This window comes from Congregibacter variabilis (genome assembly GCF_045689235.1).
Classification (GTDB): domain Bacteria; phylum Pseudomonadota; class Gammaproteobacteria; order Pseudomonadales; family Halieaceae; genus Congregibacter; species Congregibacter variabilis.
The window spans coordinates 2,183,941-2,199,465 of the sequence record NZ_CP136864.1 but is presented as its reverse complement, the minus strand read 5'-3'; the positions used below and the strand labels follow the sequence as shown (position 1 = coordinate 2,199,465).

The window sequence follows — 15,525 nt, the reverse complement described above, 5'->3', positions numbered from 1 at the left end:
CCTGAGTTCTTTAAGCTTTGAACGCTTCTTTGGCTTGCCTGAAGCGCTGCTAGGCGGAAGAGACAGAGGAGTTGCGGAGTTGTTAGTTGTTTTGGTCGCGCGGGGGGCGCGCGGTCAAAAAGAAAGTAGCACGCTCCCCAATGGAGGTCTAGCGCTTTTTTTCTTCAGACTTTGGGAAAATAAGGCCCCGCCGGATAATGGCGGGGCCCTCGCATCAGGCGATGCTTTCGTTTACGAATTCAACGAGTTGCGTCTTGGACAGCGCTCCAACCTTAGTTGCTTCAGCGTTGCCGTCCTTGAACAGGATTAACGTTGGGATGCCGCGAATGCCAAACTTGCCGGGAACTTCCGGGTTGGCATCGACGTCTACTTTGCAGACTTTTAGCTTGCCTGCATATTCTCCGGCGATTTCATCCAGAACGGGGGCTATCATTTTGCAAGGGCCACACCACTCGGCCCAGAAGTCCACCAGAACCGGTACGTCACTGCCAAGCACATCTTTCTCGAAGCTTGCGTCGCTGACGTGCACAATAGCGTTACTCATGTTGTCTCTCCATAACGTAGTTTGATCGTATACGCGTGATTCTAGCTTGGAGATTGGGGTTATAGGCAAATATTCAAGCTTTGCAGAGCCAATCTTTGTATTGAATGAGTATTTCGGGCATTTTCCCGGCACGCAACGAAAGGAATTCGTAGAGATGGCAGCAGGTAAACCGGTAAAAGTAATCATCATAGCGTTGGTTCTGGCGGGCTTTTTTGCCTTCTGGTACTTCGATTTACAGTCCTTGCTCAGTTTCGAGGAGCTCCGCGGGCGCAGTGACGATCTGGAGGCATTGCGAAACGCCAATCCATTAATGGTCGCCCTGATCTTTTTTGGATTCTATGTGGCAGTGACGGGCTTGTCTCTTCCCGGCGCCGCGATCATGACCCTCGCAGGAGGCGCGATCTTCGGTTTCTGGACAGCGCTGCTGCTGGTTTCATTTGCCAGCTCGGTGGGGGCTACCCTGGCATTTCTGGTCTCTCGCTCGCTGCTTCGTGATTGGGTCCAGACACGCTTTGGGCGCCAGCTGAAAGCGCTCAATGAAGGTTTCTCTCGCGATGGTGCCTTTTATCTGTTCTCACTGCGTCTGGTGCCCGTATTTCCGTTTTTTGTAATCAACCTGATTTCCGGCTTGATGCCGATCAGTACCGGGCGTTTTTACTGGGTGTCTCAGTTGGGAATGCTCCCGGCTACCGCGGTGTATGTGAATGCAGGCACCCAGCTTGGGCAGTTGGAGAGTCCAGCGGGCATTTTATCGCCGGCTCTTCTTGGCTCTTTTGTATTGTTGGCGATGTTTCCGTTCATTGCTCGCAGTCTGCTGGGACGTATCAAGGCTCGCCGACAGTTGGCCCGATTCACACGGCCCAAGCAGTTTGATACCAATCTGGTTGTCATTGGGGCCGGCTCGGCCGGCCTGGTGGCATCGTTGATTGCGGCGACGCTGAAAGCCAAAGTGACGCTTATTGAACGTCATAAAATGGGTGGAGACTGCCTGAACACCGGCTGCGTCCCCAGTAAAGCGATCCTTCGCAGTGCACACGTGGCCGATGAAATGCGTCGCGCACCGGAGTTTGGTATTGCGCCGGTAGAGGTTTCGGTGAATTTCCCTGCGGTGATGGAACGTGTGCAAGAGAAAATCGCGGCCATTGAGCCCCACGACTCGGTAGAGCGCTTTACTTCTTTGGGTGTGGACTGTGTCTCTGGCGATGCCAAGATCGTGTCCCCCTGGGAAGTGGAGGTAAACGGTCAACGAATCTCTACGCGACACATCATTATTGCCAGCGGGGCTCGTGCGCGGGTACCGGATATTGCAGGTCTTGAGGATCTGGATTATCTGACTTCCGATACCCTTTGGGATATTCGCGAGCTACCCAAACGATTCATGGTGCTGGGAGCCGGCCCGATTGGCTGTGAGCTGGCACAGGCGATGGCCAGCCTGGGCTCACAGGTAACGCTGGTCACCCACGCTGCGCGGATCCTGCCAAGAGAAGACGAGGACGCCTCGACACTGGTCCACGCTCGCTTAGAGAAGAAGGGCATACGCGTACTGACGCACTGTGAGCCGAAGTCTTTTGCAAGGACTGAGGGCGCACAGAGCGCACAGTGTGTGTTGAAAGGAGAAGACTTTAGCCTGGAGTTCGATCGCTTATTACTGGCGGTGGGTCGCACCCCCAATATCGAAGGTATGGGGCTGGAGGATTTGGGTATTCGAACGACCGGACGTGGGACCATCGAGGTGGACGATTATCTTCAGACTGAGATCCCTACGATCTTTGCCTGTGGTGATATCGTCGGGCCTTATCAGTTTACGCATACCGCCAGCCACCAGGCCTGGTTTGCGACGGTCAACGCGCTACTGGGACATCTCAAGCGTTTTCGCGTCGATTATTCCGTCATTCCCTGGGCGACTTTTACCCATCCCGAAGTGGCCCGGGTGGGACTGAGCGAAGACGAAGCCAAAGAGCAGGGGGTGCCCTATGAGGTCACGCGGTACGGCATCGATGACCTTGATCGGGCTATTGCTGACAGCGAAGACGAGGGCTTTGTTAAGGTCCTCACCGTTCCGGGGCGCGATCGCATCCTTGGTGCGACTATAGTCAGTGCCCATGCGGGAGACCTGCTGCCGGAGTTTGTGCTGGCTATGAAACATGGATTGGGTCTGAACAAGATCCTTGGCACCATTCACATCTATCCAACAATGAGTGAGGCGAACCGCTTTCTTGCCAGTGAGTGGCGCAAGGCACGCAAGCCCGAAAAATTGCTCAGTTGGCTGGAGCGCTACCAAAGCTGGCGTCGCGGCTGAGCAGAGCTTGCTCGTTTGATGTCAGAGTCGTTGCCTTGGGCTGTTTACATTCTGCGCTGCGCCGATGGGTCTTTGTATACCGGGGTGACCCGTGACCTTGTGCGGCGCTTGCGTCAGCACAACGGGGAGCTTGTGGGTGGGGCGCAATACACCCGAGCCCGTCGGCCGGTGAAGGCTATTTGGGTAGAAGGCTGTGAGGATCGCTCCCGTGCCCAGGTGCGCGAAGCACAGATCAAGCGTCTGTCCCGATCAGACAAACTTAGCCTTGTTCGATCATCGCCTCCAGGGACTCCTGTTGCATGAGCCACTCGCTCTCAAGTTCTTCCAGGGTAGAGCGATGAGCGCCCTGGTCTCTAAGGAGCTCGGTGAGTTTGGCCTTGGCGTCCTGTTCATAGATTGATGGCTCTGCTAGCGCCCCCTCGATATCAGTCAATTGTTTCTGAAGAGACTCCATACGCGTTTCCAGCTTCTTAATGGCCTGCTCCAGCGGTCGGCGCTGGGCGCGAATCTCTGCCGCTGCGCGCCGTTGGTCTTTACGATCGACGATGCTGCGGTCCCTATCGGCGTCCTCGGCTTTGGCCGGACCGCTGTCACTTGCGACATCTGCCCCGCGAAGGATCAGTGTTTCATAGGCGTCCAGGTCCCCCTCAAACAGACTTAAACGCCCCTCGGCGATGCGATAGAGGCTGTCAGCAGTGCTGCGAAGTAGGTGGCGGTCGTGGCTCACCACAATTACCGCGCCGGCGAACTCCAGGAGTGCAATCTCCAATGCCCGGCGCATTTCCAGGTCCAGATGGTTCGTGGGCTCATCCAGCACCAGTACATTTGGGCGCTGCCATGCCAGTAGGGCCAGGGCTAGGCGTGCTTTTTCGCCGCCTGAGAAGGGACGCAATACGGCGTCCGCGCGCTGTCCGCGAAAATCGAAGCCACCAAGAAAGTCTCTCAAGGTCTGCTCCCGAGCATCCGGTGTCAGACGCTGCAGGTGCTGCAAAGCTGTACTGTCCAGATCCAATGTGTCCACTTGCTGCTGATCGAAATACGCGATGCGACAGCCTTCACTATTGTGTCTCTCACCGCTAAGCAGCGGGAGATCGCCGCACAAACTGCGCAGGAATGTCGTTTTGCCAGTGCCGTTGCGGCCAAGGAGCGCTATGCGGTCACCATTGCACAGGCCGAAATCCACGCCGGAGATTAATGGCTTTGTATCGTAGCCAATCTTGGCACCGCGAAGATCGATCAGCGGGTCGCGCCCCCTCGGTGGCTCTGGAAAGCGGAACTCAAAAGGGCTGTCTTCATGGGCAAGGGCCATCTCGCCCATACGGGCCAGCTCCTTGAGCCTGCTCTGGGCTTGTCGTGCCTTGGTGGCCTTGGCTCGAAATCGGCGCACAAAATCTTCGATCTCTGCCCGGCGGCGCGCATGCTTTTCGGCACTGGCACGTTGCTCTGCCAAACGCAGGGCACGTTGGCGTTCGAAGTCGCTGTAGCCGCCCTTATAGCTGTTTAGTCGTTGTTGTTCGATGTGCAGTACCGCAGAGCAGCTGGCATCAATAAAGTCGCGATCGTGGGAGATGAGCAGCAGTGTTCCCCGATAGGCTTTAAGAAAATCCTGCAGCCACAAGGTGGTATCCAGATCGAGGTGGTTGGTGGGCTCATCCAGAAGCAGTAAATCAGACGGCATCATCAAGGCGCGTGCCAAAGCCAGACGTACCCGCCAACCCCCGGAGAATTCGGCAACACTGCGCTGGGTATCTCGATCTTCAAAACCCAGGCCTAGCATCAATTGCCGGGCCCGGCGTTCTGCGCCATAGCCGTCGCAGGCCTCGAGCTGCGTGTGCACCGTCGCTGCCGCGGCAAAGTCATCACTGGCCTCTGCAATCTTCAAGGCAGCCAGAAGCCCGGCGACATCAGCATCGCCCTGGAGAATAAAATCGCTGGCGCTTAAGTCACTGGCGGCCACATCCTGTGCCATATGCGCGATACGCTGGCCCCCAAGGCCTTCTATATCGCCCTTATCTGCCTGTAGCTCGCCTAGTAGCATGGCAAACAGGCTGGACTTGCCGCAGCCATTGGCACCGGTGAGGGCAATTTTTTGGCCGGGAAGCAGGCTCGCAGTAGCCTCCTCGAAGAGGAGACGGTCTGCGCGGCGCAGGCTTAGGTCGCGTAAGATAATCACGGGCGGGGAGTGTACTGGGCGTGGACCTTAGGGAACAGACATACGAGCAGGAAGAGTTGAGCGCACAGGAGCGTCTGTGGCGTTTTGCCACGGCTGTGTATGCGAAACCTGGCGTGGCGCAGGCTTGCATCGCTGCTCAGGAGGAGTGGGCGGTAGACGTTAACCTGATGCTTTACGTGAGCTGGTGTGCCCGGGAGGCTCGGCGGCTAGGCGCTGAGGATATTCGTCGAGCGCAGGATCGCTGTGGACAGTGGCGCGAGCGGGTCATTCTGCCTTTGCGTCAGCAGCGGGTAGCGTGGCGCGAGCAAAAAAGCCGTGCCGTCGAGTATGCGGCGATTAAACAGCTGGAGCTTGATGCCGAGCGCACCCAGCTGGATTTGCTTGCAACGCTGTCCGAAGAAGGTGCCAGGGCGCCATCGGCGAATGGGCAAGACTCTCAGGAGGAGGCGGTACTCCTGCTGAAACACCTCCAGGTCCTGGCTGCGCATTACGGGCTTCCCAAAGAGGCTTTTGGACCATTTCTCAAGGCCTTAAACACGCCCTAATCCGCCGCGAGAAAGCCGCCGGATTGGTAATCCCACAATCGTTTGTAAATGCCGTCTTTGGCGAGAAGTTCAGCGTGACTACCGGTTTCGACGATCTCTCCACCGTCTAGCACCACCAGCCGATCCAGGGCCGCGATCGTGGACAATCTGTGAGCGATGGCGAGTACGGTTTTTCCTTCCATGAGCTCATAGAGACTTTCCTGAATGGCTACTTCCACCTCAGAGTCCAGTGCCGAGGTAGCTTCGTCCAGAACCAGTATGGGCGCGTCTTTGAGCATTACCCGGGCAATGGCAATGCGTTGCCGCTGTCCGCCACTGAGCTTTACTCCGCGTTCTCCAACCTGGGCATCCAGGCCCGTAGCGCCACTGTGGTCCGCTAAATTATCGATAAACTCATCAGCGCGGGCGCGCCTGATGGCCGCGAGTAATTCTTCTTCACTGGCAGACTCGCGGCCGTAGAGGATGTTCTCGCGGACCGTGCGATGCAAAAGAGAGGTGTCCTGGGTCACCATGCCGATCCTGGCCCGGAGGCTTTCCTGCGTGATGTGGCGAATATCCTGGCCGTCGATGGTGATGCAGCCACCCTGAAGATCGGAAAATCGCAGAAGCAAATTCACCAGGGTGGACTTTCCCGCTCCGGAGCGGCCGATGAGGCCAATCTTCTCGCCCGGAGCAATATCCAGGCTCAACTTCTTAAAGACGGGCTTTTGAGGCGTGTAGGCAAATTGAATATCCTGAAAATGCACATGGCCGGCGGGCACTTCTAGCTCCTTGGCCTGACTGTGGTCTTCGACCTCGATATCTCGTGCCAGCGTGGTGATGCCGTCTCGCACGGTACCGATATTTTCAAAAAGCGCTGAGACCTCCCACATAATCCATTCGCTGATACCGTTAATGCGCAGGCAAAGCGCCAGCGCTGCGGCGATGGAGCCCGGCGATATGGCGGCTTCGAACCACAGATACAAGGCCATGGCGCTCACAGAGAGCAGCATCAAGGTGTTGTTTGCGGTGATGGATGTCTCCATCCAGGTCACCAGACGCATTTGAGGGTGCACGGTGCCGAGAAACTCCTCCATACCCTCGCGTGCATAGTTGGACTCCCTTTGGGCGTGAGAGAACAGCTTCACGGTACTGATGTTGGTGTAACTGTCGGCAATACGGCCCGTCATCATGGATCGTGCATCGGCCTGCACTTCTGACACCCGCTGCATTCGCGGGAGCACTGTTCGCAAAATAAGTATGTAGATCACGAGCCATACAAATAGTGGCAAGGCGAGCCTTGGGTCTATGCTGCCCAGAAGAAACAGCACCGAAAGGAAGTACACCACCACGTAGACCAGAATATCGAGCGTAATCAGAACGACCGAGCGCACTGCCAGCGCCGTTTGCATGACCCGCGTCGCTACTCGGCCAGAGAACTCATCCTGAAAAAAGCCCAGACTTTGGCGCAGTAGATAGCGGTGGGCCATCCACCGCACGATCATGGGAAAGTTGCCCATGAGTGTCTGGTGTAGCAACAGCGATTGCAGGGCAACCATAATGGGAAAGGCGGTCAATAAACCCAGTGACAGCCACATAAGGGCGGTGCCCCCGGCCGCTGCAATAGTTGAGGGAGTAGTTGTAGACAGTAGGTCGACGCCCTGACCGAGTACCTCGAACAGCGCGACCTCGATCATGGCAATGCCCATGCTCAGCACAGACATGGATATCAGCCATGGCTCTAGTCCCCGGGAATGGTGCCGACAAAATCGGTATACCGAGGCCGGGGCTCGTCCCGGTTGGGCCGGCGGAAAGGGATGTACAAGTTGTTCAAAAAATCGAAAAGCCATGGTCTATTCCAGCTGTCGTCGCGAATTGCACCTTGTGCCTGTCCGGACGAGGAGTGGACGCAGTGTAGCGTTTCTTCCGGCGCTCCACAGTTAGAGGGTGGCAGAGCGTCCATCCAGCGTTTACACTTGCGCCCTCGAAATATGTGGTCCTTGAGTTTGTTTCGCGTCTCGCCAAGGGTGGGGCCAGAATACCAAGGTCCAGATTCCATCGAACCATATCAATTCACAGGAAGTATCCATGAATACATTTATGAAGCCCGCGGCAGCGTTGTTTGCCGTGATTGCGCTGAGTGCATGTCAGCAACAAGACTCGGGAGAAACAGCCGTGGCTGAACTACAGCTCGAAACACCTAACCAACGACTTAGCTACGGCGTAGCCTTGGGCCTTGGCCGAAATATGGCCAATGACGGCATGACTGTCGACGTTGATGCCTTTGCTGCCGGACTGCGTGATGCCATGACCAATTCGCCACAGCGTCTTTCGGACGAAGAAATTCAGGCAGAAATGATCGCTTTTCAGGAGCGTATGAATGCCGAGCGCGAATCTATGACTTCTGCGCTGGCCGAAGCCAATGCAGCGGCCGCGACTGCGTTCCTTTTAGAGAACAGCACTCGTGAAGGTGTTGTAACTACTGAGTCTGGTCTACAGTACGAAGTGGTTGAAGCCGGTACTGGCGCCACGCCCACCGCTGATGACAGTGTGCAGGTGCACTATCGCGGTACGCTCATGGACGGCACTGAGTTTGATTCGTCTTACGCTCGCGGCGAGCCGGTTACCTTTGGCGTAGGCCAGGTCATCAGTGGTTGGACCGAAGCTCTGCAGCTGATGCAGGTCGGTGCCAAGTACAAGCTCTTCATTCCCTCTGAGCTGGCGTACGGTGCAGGTGGTGCAGGTGAGCGCATCGGACCGAATGCGGCTCTGATTTTTGAAGTTGAACTGCTGGATATTCCCACGCAGGCCGGCGCCGAAGGCTAAGCACGCAGACATCAAGCCCGGGCTACCGGGCAGTTAGCAGATGTCATTGCTAAAGAGAGGGTCTCAATGTTGTTGAGGCCCTTTTTTTTTGCGCGAGTCAAAGCCGACACGTGCATCGCCATCAGCTGGCACGGGCTGCTACCAATACTCACTTCACTCGCTAATTTGGGGGACGCTCGCTTCGTAAGTATTGGCAGCAGCCATTCGAGGCAGTGAGTGGGCGTCACCGCAGTGATCGGAGTTGCCTACGAAGCTCAACGCAAAGGCAAGTGAGCGTCATTGGCGAAGTAAGCGTCCCCCTTCCAGCGCACGTAGCGAATGGGGCTCACTTGCCGATACGTGCATCGCCATCAGCTGGCACGGGCTGCTACCAATACTCACTTCTCTCGCTAAGTTGGGTGACGCTCGCTTCGTAAGTATTGGCAGCAGCCCTTCGAGGCAGTGAGTAGGCGTCACCGCAGTGATCGGAGTTGCCTACGAAGCTCAACGCAAAGGCAAGTGGGCGTCATTTGCGAAGTAAGCGTCCCCCGTTTAGCGCACGTAGCGAATGGGGCTCACTTGCCGAATACGAGCAGAGGAGCCTTCCAGATGTGTCCTACGGCTTACTTTGACGCTAGTTCTTTCTCAGCATCTGAAAGACAGAAACAGCTGCCATAACCACAAACACAATGAGCGTCTGCTGGGGGATACTCATGCCCATAAAGGTCCACACTGTCTCGGCACAGTTGCCGTCACCCATCATAACGACGGAGAAGGTCTCGGCTAATGGCAGCGTTTCTAGCATGTACCCAAGGCTTGGACCGCAAGCGGGCGCCAGTTCTTCGGGCAGGCTTTGCAGCCAGATATGGCGCATTGCCACGGCGCCGCCAGCACAGGCACTGAGGAGGCACAGCGCTGCGTAGAGACGTCGGCCCCAGCCCTGGGGATTGTGCAGGGCCGCCAGCAAGGCAAATAGGCCTACGAGGATTACGAACACGCGCTGCGTAATACATAGGGGGCAGGGAGGCAGGCCAAGGGTTTCCTGGAGATACACCAGCGCGAAGGTCATCGCGACAATTGTGAACAGGAACAGTCCGAAGAAAACCGGTCGGATTTGCATCAGCGCGTTCATCTAGTCTCCCTGATTCAGTGCTTTGTACTGGTCGAAATAAGCCGTCAGATACTCTTCAAAGCTGCAGTTATCCGCTGCCTCGATGTCGGCCTGACGCTGGAGCGACGCTTTACTATCATCTATGAGGGCCTGCTCAGCATCTGCATCAAGCTGCCAGTCTCTAAAGTGCTCTGCCCAGCGATTGCTGTACCCCATGGCAAATCGGTAATAGGGGATACCTTTTTCCCGCATCTCCCGCAGCACTCTGGCTGAGGGCAGTTCAAGCTCACCACGAACCTTGGCTTTCTGTTCGGCCAGAGCGTCCGCGTAGCTATTGCTGTGGTGCACGCCGTCCAGAAGCTCTGCACTGGCTGATATTGCATCAAGTAATTCCAGGGCCCAGTCGCTGAGTGCTTTGGGGCCAGACTCTGTATCCAGCATCAAGCCCGGCTCCCGTCCGCGATTCACTACAGCGCTCAGGTTTGATGCCTGACGATCTTGCTGGGCTTCGTCACAGGCTTCACTCGGTTGGGTCAGGCAATAAACAAGGAAGCTATCGAGCAGGCGAATCTGCGCGCTATCGATCCCCAGTGGATGAAATGGAGAGACATCGATGCAGCGTATTTCGACGTACTCGATACCCCGGTCATGCAATGCCGTCAGTGGTGTTTCACCGCTGCCCCCGGGACGCTTAGGTCTGATGGTGCTGTAAAACTCGTTCTCAATCTGCAGCAGGCTGTCATTCAGCTGCATGTATTCACCATCTTTCATGCCTTTGAACGCAGCGTAAGCAGGGTGAGGTGTGAGGATCGCCTGAGTCAGCGTTGCAATATAGTTGTCCAGGGAGTTATAGCAGGCCTTCAGGGATTTTTGCGCGGAGCTGTTGTAGCCCAGATCACCCATGCGCAGCGCTGTTGCATGCGGCAGGTACAGCGAGTTGCCCTCCGCATCAAAGGGTTCCAGGTGATGCTCTCCGCGACCGCGCATAAAGCTTGCACAGACCGCCGGGGATGCGCCAAAAAGGTAGATCAGCAGCCAGGACCATCGATGAAAGTTGCGGATCAGCCCCAGATACCGGCCGGTGATGTAGTCCTGCAGGGGACCCTCATCGCCGTCGGCTTTTTGAGCTTCGGGCCAGTAGGACTCGGGCATAGAGAAGTTGTAGTGCACGCCGGCAATCGCTTGCATCAGTCTTCCGTAGCGATTCCCCAGACCGTAGCGATACACCGTCTTCATGCGACCGACGTTGGAGCTTCCGTAGTGTGCTACCGGAATGCCCGCGTCGCCGGCGACTATGCAGGGCATGCTGGCGCTCCACAGGCGCTCGCTGCCGATATGTTTGTAGACAAAACTATGCACGTCTTCGAGGGTTTTGAGTGTGTCCTCGATACTGCTCGATACCGGAGTGATGAACTCCATAAGTGACTCAGAGTAATCTGTGGTGATGCTGCCGTGGGTCAGAGCTGAGCCGAGAGCGGGAGGATGTGGGGTTTGAGCCAGTACACCATCTCCGGTTACCCGAAGGCTCTCTTTCTCAATGCCGCGACCGATGCCCCGAAGGAATTTTGGTTCATCTTTTAGCAGTGTCGCCAGTTGTTGATGCCAATGCGAATTCAAAAATCTCTCCCCATCGCGGATTAATTGCGACGACGCTACGGGTCCAGCCCTTTAGATGATATTGGGCGCACAGCTACGACGCCCCTGAGGGCTGCGATGATACACCGTCCTGCAGCCTTTCCGTTAACGCGGGCTTGGGCAATCCATTAGGTATTCGTTCACGTATTCAATGCCGCCAGCCTTTTATCCCCGGGTGTTAGAATGGCGTGTTCCACCCCTTAAATTGAGAAGGAGTTCAGCGGTACCCATGAAATCCCTGGTCATTGTTATTGGTCTGGCAATTGCCGGCTTTTTTGCCTGGCAACAATTTGGTGGACAGTCTGATGATGGCGCAAGGCGTGCCAGGCCTGCTGCTCCCGTTACGGTGGTGGGCGTCGAGTCGCGCAGCTATCGTGACCGCATTCCAGCACTGGGTACTCTGCAGGCTTGGGAGTCCATCGACATCACTGCGCCGGTTTCTCAGCGCATCACCAGCCTGAATTTCGAAGATGGTCAGACGGTAGAGAAAGGGCAGGTGCTTGCGACACTGCGACAGGAGTCTGAGCAGGCTTCTTTGCGAGAGCTCAGCGCTCGGCTTGCGGACGCTCGGCGTGAGGTAAAACGGCTCACAGACCTGGCCCGCAAAAACCAGGTCGCTCAGACAGACCTCGACTCCGCGACCACAGAAGTTGAGGTCCTTCAGCATCAGCTCAGCGAGTTGGAAGCCCGGGTAGCCGATTTGACGATTGTTGCGCCTTTTTCTGGTGTTCTGGGTCTGCGCGAGGTCAGTGAGGGTGCTTTGGCATCCGTGGGACAAAGGTTAACCACGCTGGATGATATTAGCCGCATGCGTTTGCAGTTTACGGTTCCAGCCCGATACCTCGGTGTCCTGCAGCCTGGAATGACCGTCATCGCCAGAAGCGCCGCGTTCAAAGAAGACTTTGTCGGGGAGCTCTCTGCCGTGGGAAGCCGGGTGGATCCCGTAGCGCGAGCAATTACCGCACGCGCTGTCGTCCCCAATGAGGAGGGTTTGTTGCGCGCGGGCCTGTTGATGGAAATTGAAATTACCGGTGAGTCCAATACTGTGTTGATGGTGCCGGAAGAAAGCCTACAAAGCCGTGCTGCGCGTCACTTTGTCTGGAAGGTCGAGGGTGAGCAGGCACTGCGCAGCGAAGTGAAAATTGGGGCCCGCATACCAGGTTGGGTCGTCATTTTGGATGGAGTGAGCGAAGGTGAGCAAATTGTGCGAGATGGCGTGATCCGCCTCTCCGGCAATGCAATGCCTGTTCGTGTGGTGCAAGGCTAATGTTAATTTCTGATATTGCTGTTCGACGACCCGTTATGGCGCTCGTAGGTAGCGCCTTGATAGTTGCTTTCGGTTTGCTCGCCTTCGATCGTTTGCCACTGCGCGAATATCCCGATATCGACTCGCCCATCGTAACGGTGCAAACCTCCTATCCCGGTGCGTCTGCTGCGGTGGTAGAGAACAAGATCACCGAGCTCATTGAGAACCGCCTGTCAGGCATTGAGGGTATCAAGACTCTGAGTTCTGCCAGCTACGACGGTGAATCCACCGTTACCATCGAGTTCAATCTGGATAGAGATATCGACTCGGCGGCCAATGACGTGCGTGATCGTGTGTCAGGTGTGCTGGATAACCTGCCAGAAGAGGCGCTGCCTCCGGAGACTCGCAAGAGCAACAGTGATGAGCAGGTAATTTTTTGGTCGCACCTCGTTGGCGAAAACATGTCAGCCCTGGAGCTAACCGACTACGCCCGTCGCTATCTTGAGGACCGGTTTGCGGTACTCGATGGTGTGGCCCGGGTACGAATCGGTGGTGGGCAAATCTATTCCATGCGCATCTGGCTGGATCGCAACGCGCTGGTGGCCAGGGGGCTTACCGTAAGCGACGTTGAAGCAGCGCTGCGCAGTCAGAACGTTGAGCTACCGGCAGGCACGATTAAGTCATCGCAGCGGGATTTTGTGGTGCGTATTGATCGTAGCTATCAGGTGGCGAAGGATTTTCAGGAGCTGGTCCTGGCCCGGGGTGATGACGGATATTTGGTGCGTCTTGCTGATGTGGCGCGAGTGGAGCTTTCCAGCGCCGAGTCCCGCAGTATGTTCCGCGGTAATACCGAGTCCATGGTTGGGGTCGGTATCGTCAAGCAGAGTAAAGCCAACGCCTTGAGCGTGGGACGTGCCGTGCAAGCAGAAATTGTTCGCGTGAATCAGCAGCTTCCTGATGGCATGGAATTGGTGGTGGGTTTTGATCGCTCGGTATTCGTGGATGCCGCTATCGATGAGGTGTTCTCCACTTTGTTTATAGCCGGCGTGTTGGTCGTGATCGTAATTTTCCTGTTCCTGGGTGATCCCAGGAGCGTACTGGTACCGGCACTGACCGTTCCTATTTCGCTCATTGGCAGTTTCAGTATGCTTTGGGCGCTGGGCTACAGTATTAATCTTTTGACCTTGCTGGCACTGGTGTTGGCTATCGGTTTGGTGGTGGACGACAGTATTGTGGTGCTGGAGAACATTCACCGCCGACTTGTCCGCGGAGAGTCGGCGCTTGTAGCCTCCTATCGGGGCTCCCGTCAGGTGGCTTTTGCGGTTATCGCGACAACTCTGGTTTTGGTTGCGGTGTTCATTCCTATTACCTTCCTTGAAGGCAACATCGGGCGCCTGTTTGCCGAATTTGCGGTGGCCATGGCAATCGCTGTGATCTTCTCCAGCTTTGTGGCTCTGACCTTAGGTCCGGTGATCTGCTCCAAATTGCTGGATAAAGAAAAGGTATCAAATCGTCTGGCGGACAAGGTAGAGGCGCTGAGCGAGGCCATGGAGCTTCGTTATCGCAAAGTTCTTACGCCAGTAGTAAAGCGCTCATGGATGTTTATCCCCGTGCTTCTTGTTTGCGTGCTTGCAGCCTGGCAGTTGAGCAGGACTGTTCCCCAGGAGTTTTCACCCACCGAAGACCGCGGTGTGTTGTACATGATTGCATCGACGCCCGAGGGGTCCTCCTTTGAGTACACCGTGGATCAGGTATTGCAAGTCGAAGAGCTGCTCATGCCCCTGGTTGAGAGTGGCGAGGTACGGCGTTTGCTGATTCGTGCCCCTGGCTGGGGTGGTGGTGAGTCCTTTAATCAGGCGTTTACGATCATGGCGCTTGCACCCTGGGAAGAGCGTGAGCGCACCTCCCAAGAAATTGCGGCGGACGCCCAGGAAAGGGTCAAGGACATCGCGGGTGCGAGAATATTTGTTCGGGCTCCGCGTTCATTTGGCGGTGGTAATGCCGATCCGGTGCAGTTTGTGGTCGGTGGCGACAGCTATGAGAATCTCGCCGAGTGGCAGGACATCATGCTCAAGGCTGTGGCCGAGAATCCTGGATTGCTGCGTGTAGACACAGACCTCAAACCCACTAAACCGCAATTGCGCGTTTCTGTGGATCGCAATCGTGCGGGCGATCTGGGGATCAGTCTCGCAGATATCGGAAGGACGCTGGAAACTCTCTTGGGCTCGCGACGCGTAACCACATTCATTATGGGTGGCCGTGAGTATGACGTGATCCTTGAGGGTGATCGTGAAGAGTCCCGGACCTTGTCTGATTTGGACAATATCTACGTGCGCTCCACGACTACTGACCAATTAATACCACTGTCGAACATGGTGACACTCCGGGAGGAAGCTGGCGCAGGGAGCTTGAACCGATACAACAGGGTTCGCTCGTTTACTCTGTCTGCTTCTCTGGCTGATGACTACAAGCTCGGTGAAGCCCTGGATTATCTGCAAGAGCTTGTGCGAACAGAGCTGCCAGAGACGGCAAGCTTTGATTTTAAGGGAGAGTCTTTGGAGTACTACCGAGCCAGTGGCAGCATTTACGTTACTTTCCTTTTGGCACTGCTTATCGTGTACCTGGTGATGGCAGCCCAGTTTGAGTCCTTTGTGCACCCGGCGATCATTTTGTTTACGGTGCCGGTGGCATTGCTCGGTGGCCTCTGGGGGCTTCAGATTGTAGGCGCAACACTCAACATCTACAGCCAGGTTGGACTCATTATGTTGGTGGGTCTGGCTGCCAAGAACGGTATTCTTATTGTTGAGTTCATCAATCAGATGCGTGACGCAGGCTTTGATTTTGAGCGCTCGGTTATCGAAGGTTCCAGCAAGCGACTGCGGCCTATTGTGATGACGGCGTTTACCACCGTGATGGGTGCTCTGCCCCTGGTGTTGTCCACAGGGCCTGGTCATGAGGTGCGCAGCGTTATCGGTGTGGTAGTTATGGGCGGCGTTGCGCTTGCTACGCTGGTGACTTTGTTTCTGGTGCCTATGGCTTACAGCCTCATGGCGCGGGGAACCGGATCACCGGATCTTGTGAGCCGACAGTTGGATGCCGAGATGGAATCCTTTGATGCAGCTAAGCTTTCGGCCACGACCGCTGCGGCAAATGTCAGTGCAAAAACCAGTTAGGGGCTAGCTGACCGC

Annotated in this window: 11 protein-coding genes; 6 read left to right on the top strand and 5 right to left on the bottom strand. The window is 56.1% G+C overall.

The genetic code is table 11. From position 1 onward, the window contains the following. Positions 1-214: 214 nt before the first annotated feature. Complete coding sequence (trxA, locus tag R0135_RS09660; protein ID WP_407346612.1) at positions 215-544, bottom strand: thioredoxin TrxA; 330 nt, start codon at positions 542-544, stop codon at positions 215-217. A 154-nt stretch (positions 545-698) separates the two neighbouring features. Here trxA and R0135_RS09655 point away from each other — a divergent pair, with 154 nt between their 5' ends. After that, positions 699-2,843 carry an FAD-dependent oxidoreductase gene (locus R0135_RS09655; protein WP_407346611.1) on the top strand — a complete coding sequence of 715 codons (2,145 nt, stop codon included), beginning with the start codon at positions 699-701 and terminating at the stop codon, positions 2,841-2,843. A gap of 18 nt (positions 2,844-2,861) precedes the next feature. Next, a complete protein-coding gene (locus R0135_RS09650) occupies positions 2,862-3,146 on the top strand; it encodes a GIY-YIG nuclease family protein (RefSeq protein WP_407346610.1) in 285 nt (94 codons plus the stop codon). Here R0135_RS09650 and R0135_RS09645 read toward each other — a convergent pair. Next, complete coding sequence (locus R0135_RS09645; protein ID WP_407346609.1) at positions 3,103-5,016, bottom strand: ABC-F family ATP-binding cassette domain-containing protein; 1,914 nt, start codon at positions 5,014-5,016, stop codon at positions 3,103-3,105. The genes R0135_RS09650 and R0135_RS09645 overlap by 44 nt on opposite strands. Before the next feature lie 20 nt (positions 5,017-5,036). Between R0135_RS09645 and R0135_RS09640 the strand changes: the two genes are divergently transcribed. After that, positions 5,037-5,561, top strand: a complete 525-nt coding sequence (locus R0135_RS09640; RefSeq protein ID WP_407346608.1) for a TIGR02444 family protein — start codon at positions 5,037-5,039, stop codon at positions 5,559-5,561. On the opposite strand, the gene R0135_RS09635 is transcribed toward R0135_RS09640, so the two are convergent. Then, complete coding sequence (locus tag R0135_RS09635; protein WP_407346607.1) at positions 5,558-7,390, bottom strand: ABC transporter ATP-binding protein; 1,833 nt, start codon at positions 7,388-7,390, stop codon at positions 5,558-5,560. The two genes, R0135_RS09640 and R0135_RS09635, sit on opposite strands and share 4 nt — an antisense overlap. 238 nt (positions 7,391-7,628) lie before the next feature. On the opposite strand from R0135_RS09635, the gene R0135_RS09630 reads away from it, so the two are divergent. Further along, complete coding sequence (locus tag R0135_RS09630) at positions 7,629-8,366, top strand: FKBP-type peptidyl-prolyl cis-trans isomerase (protein ID WP_407346605.1); 738 nt, start codon at positions 7,629-7,631, stop codon at positions 8,364-8,366. 613 nt (positions 8,367-8,979) lie between these two features. Here the strand turns inward: R0135_RS09630 and R0135_RS09625 are convergent. After that, positions 8,980-9,477 (bottom strand): disulfide bond formation protein B, encoded by a 498-nt coding sequence (locus tag R0135_RS09625; RefSeq protein WP_407346604.1) that lies wholly within the window; start codon positions 9,475-9,477, stop codon positions 8,980-8,982. Further along, complete coding sequence (gshA, locus tag R0135_RS09620) at positions 9,478-11,073, bottom strand: glutamate--cysteine ligase (protein WP_407346603.1); 1,596 nt, start codon at positions 11,071-11,073, stop codon at positions 9,478-9,480. Positions 11,074-11,320: 247 nt separating this feature from the next. On the opposite strand from gshA, the gene R0135_RS09615 reads away from it, so the two are divergent. Then, the gene (locus R0135_RS09615) at positions 11,321-12,358 is read left to right on the top strand and encodes an efflux RND transporter periplasmic adaptor subunit (RefSeq protein WP_407346602.1); all 1,038 of its coding nucleotides are present in this window, start codon (positions 11,321-11,323) and stop codon (positions 12,356-12,358) included. Then, a complete protein-coding gene (locus R0135_RS09610; protein WP_407346601.1) occupies positions 12,358-15,510 on the top strand; it encodes an efflux RND transporter permease subunit in 3,153 nt (1,050 codons plus the stop codon). The genes R0135_RS09615 and R0135_RS09610 overlap by 1 nt, the downstream gene beginning before the upstream one ends. The last annotated feature ends 15 nt before the right edge of the window (positions 15,511-15,525 follow it).

Bases quoted from the DNA above. Each gene is read 5' to 3' on its own strand.
- trxA (WP_407346612.1), bottom strand. From the start codon at position 544: ATGAGTAACGCTATTGTGCACGTCAGCGACGCAAGCTTCGAGAAAGAT.
- R0135_RS09655 (WP_407346611.1), top strand. From the start codon at position 699: ATGGCAGCAGGTAAACCGGTAAAAGTAATCATCATAGCGTTGGTTCTG.
- R0135_RS09650 (WP_407346610.1), top strand. From the start codon at position 2,862: ATGTCAGAGTCGTTGCCTTGGGCTGTTTACATTCTGCGCTGCGCCGAT.
- R0135_RS09635 (WP_407346607.1), bottom strand. From the start codon at position 7,390: ATGGCTTTTCGATTTTTTGAACAACTTGTACATCCCTTTCCGCCGGCC.
- R0135_RS09630 (WP_407346605.1), top strand. From the start codon at position 7,629: ATGAATACATTTATGAAGCCCGCGGCAGCGTTGTTTGCCGTGATTGCG.
- R0135_RS09625 (WP_407346604.1), bottom strand. From the start codon at position 9,477: ATGAACGCGCTGATGCAAATCCGACCGGTTTTCTTCGGACTGTTCCTG.
- R0135_RS09615 (WP_407346602.1), top strand. From the start codon at position 11,321: ATGAAATCCCTGGTCATTGTTATTGGTCTGGCAATTGCCGGCTTTTTT.
- R0135_RS09610 (WP_407346601.1), top strand. From the start codon at position 12,358: ATGTTAATTTCTGATATTGCTGTTCGACGACCCGTTATGGCGCTCGTA.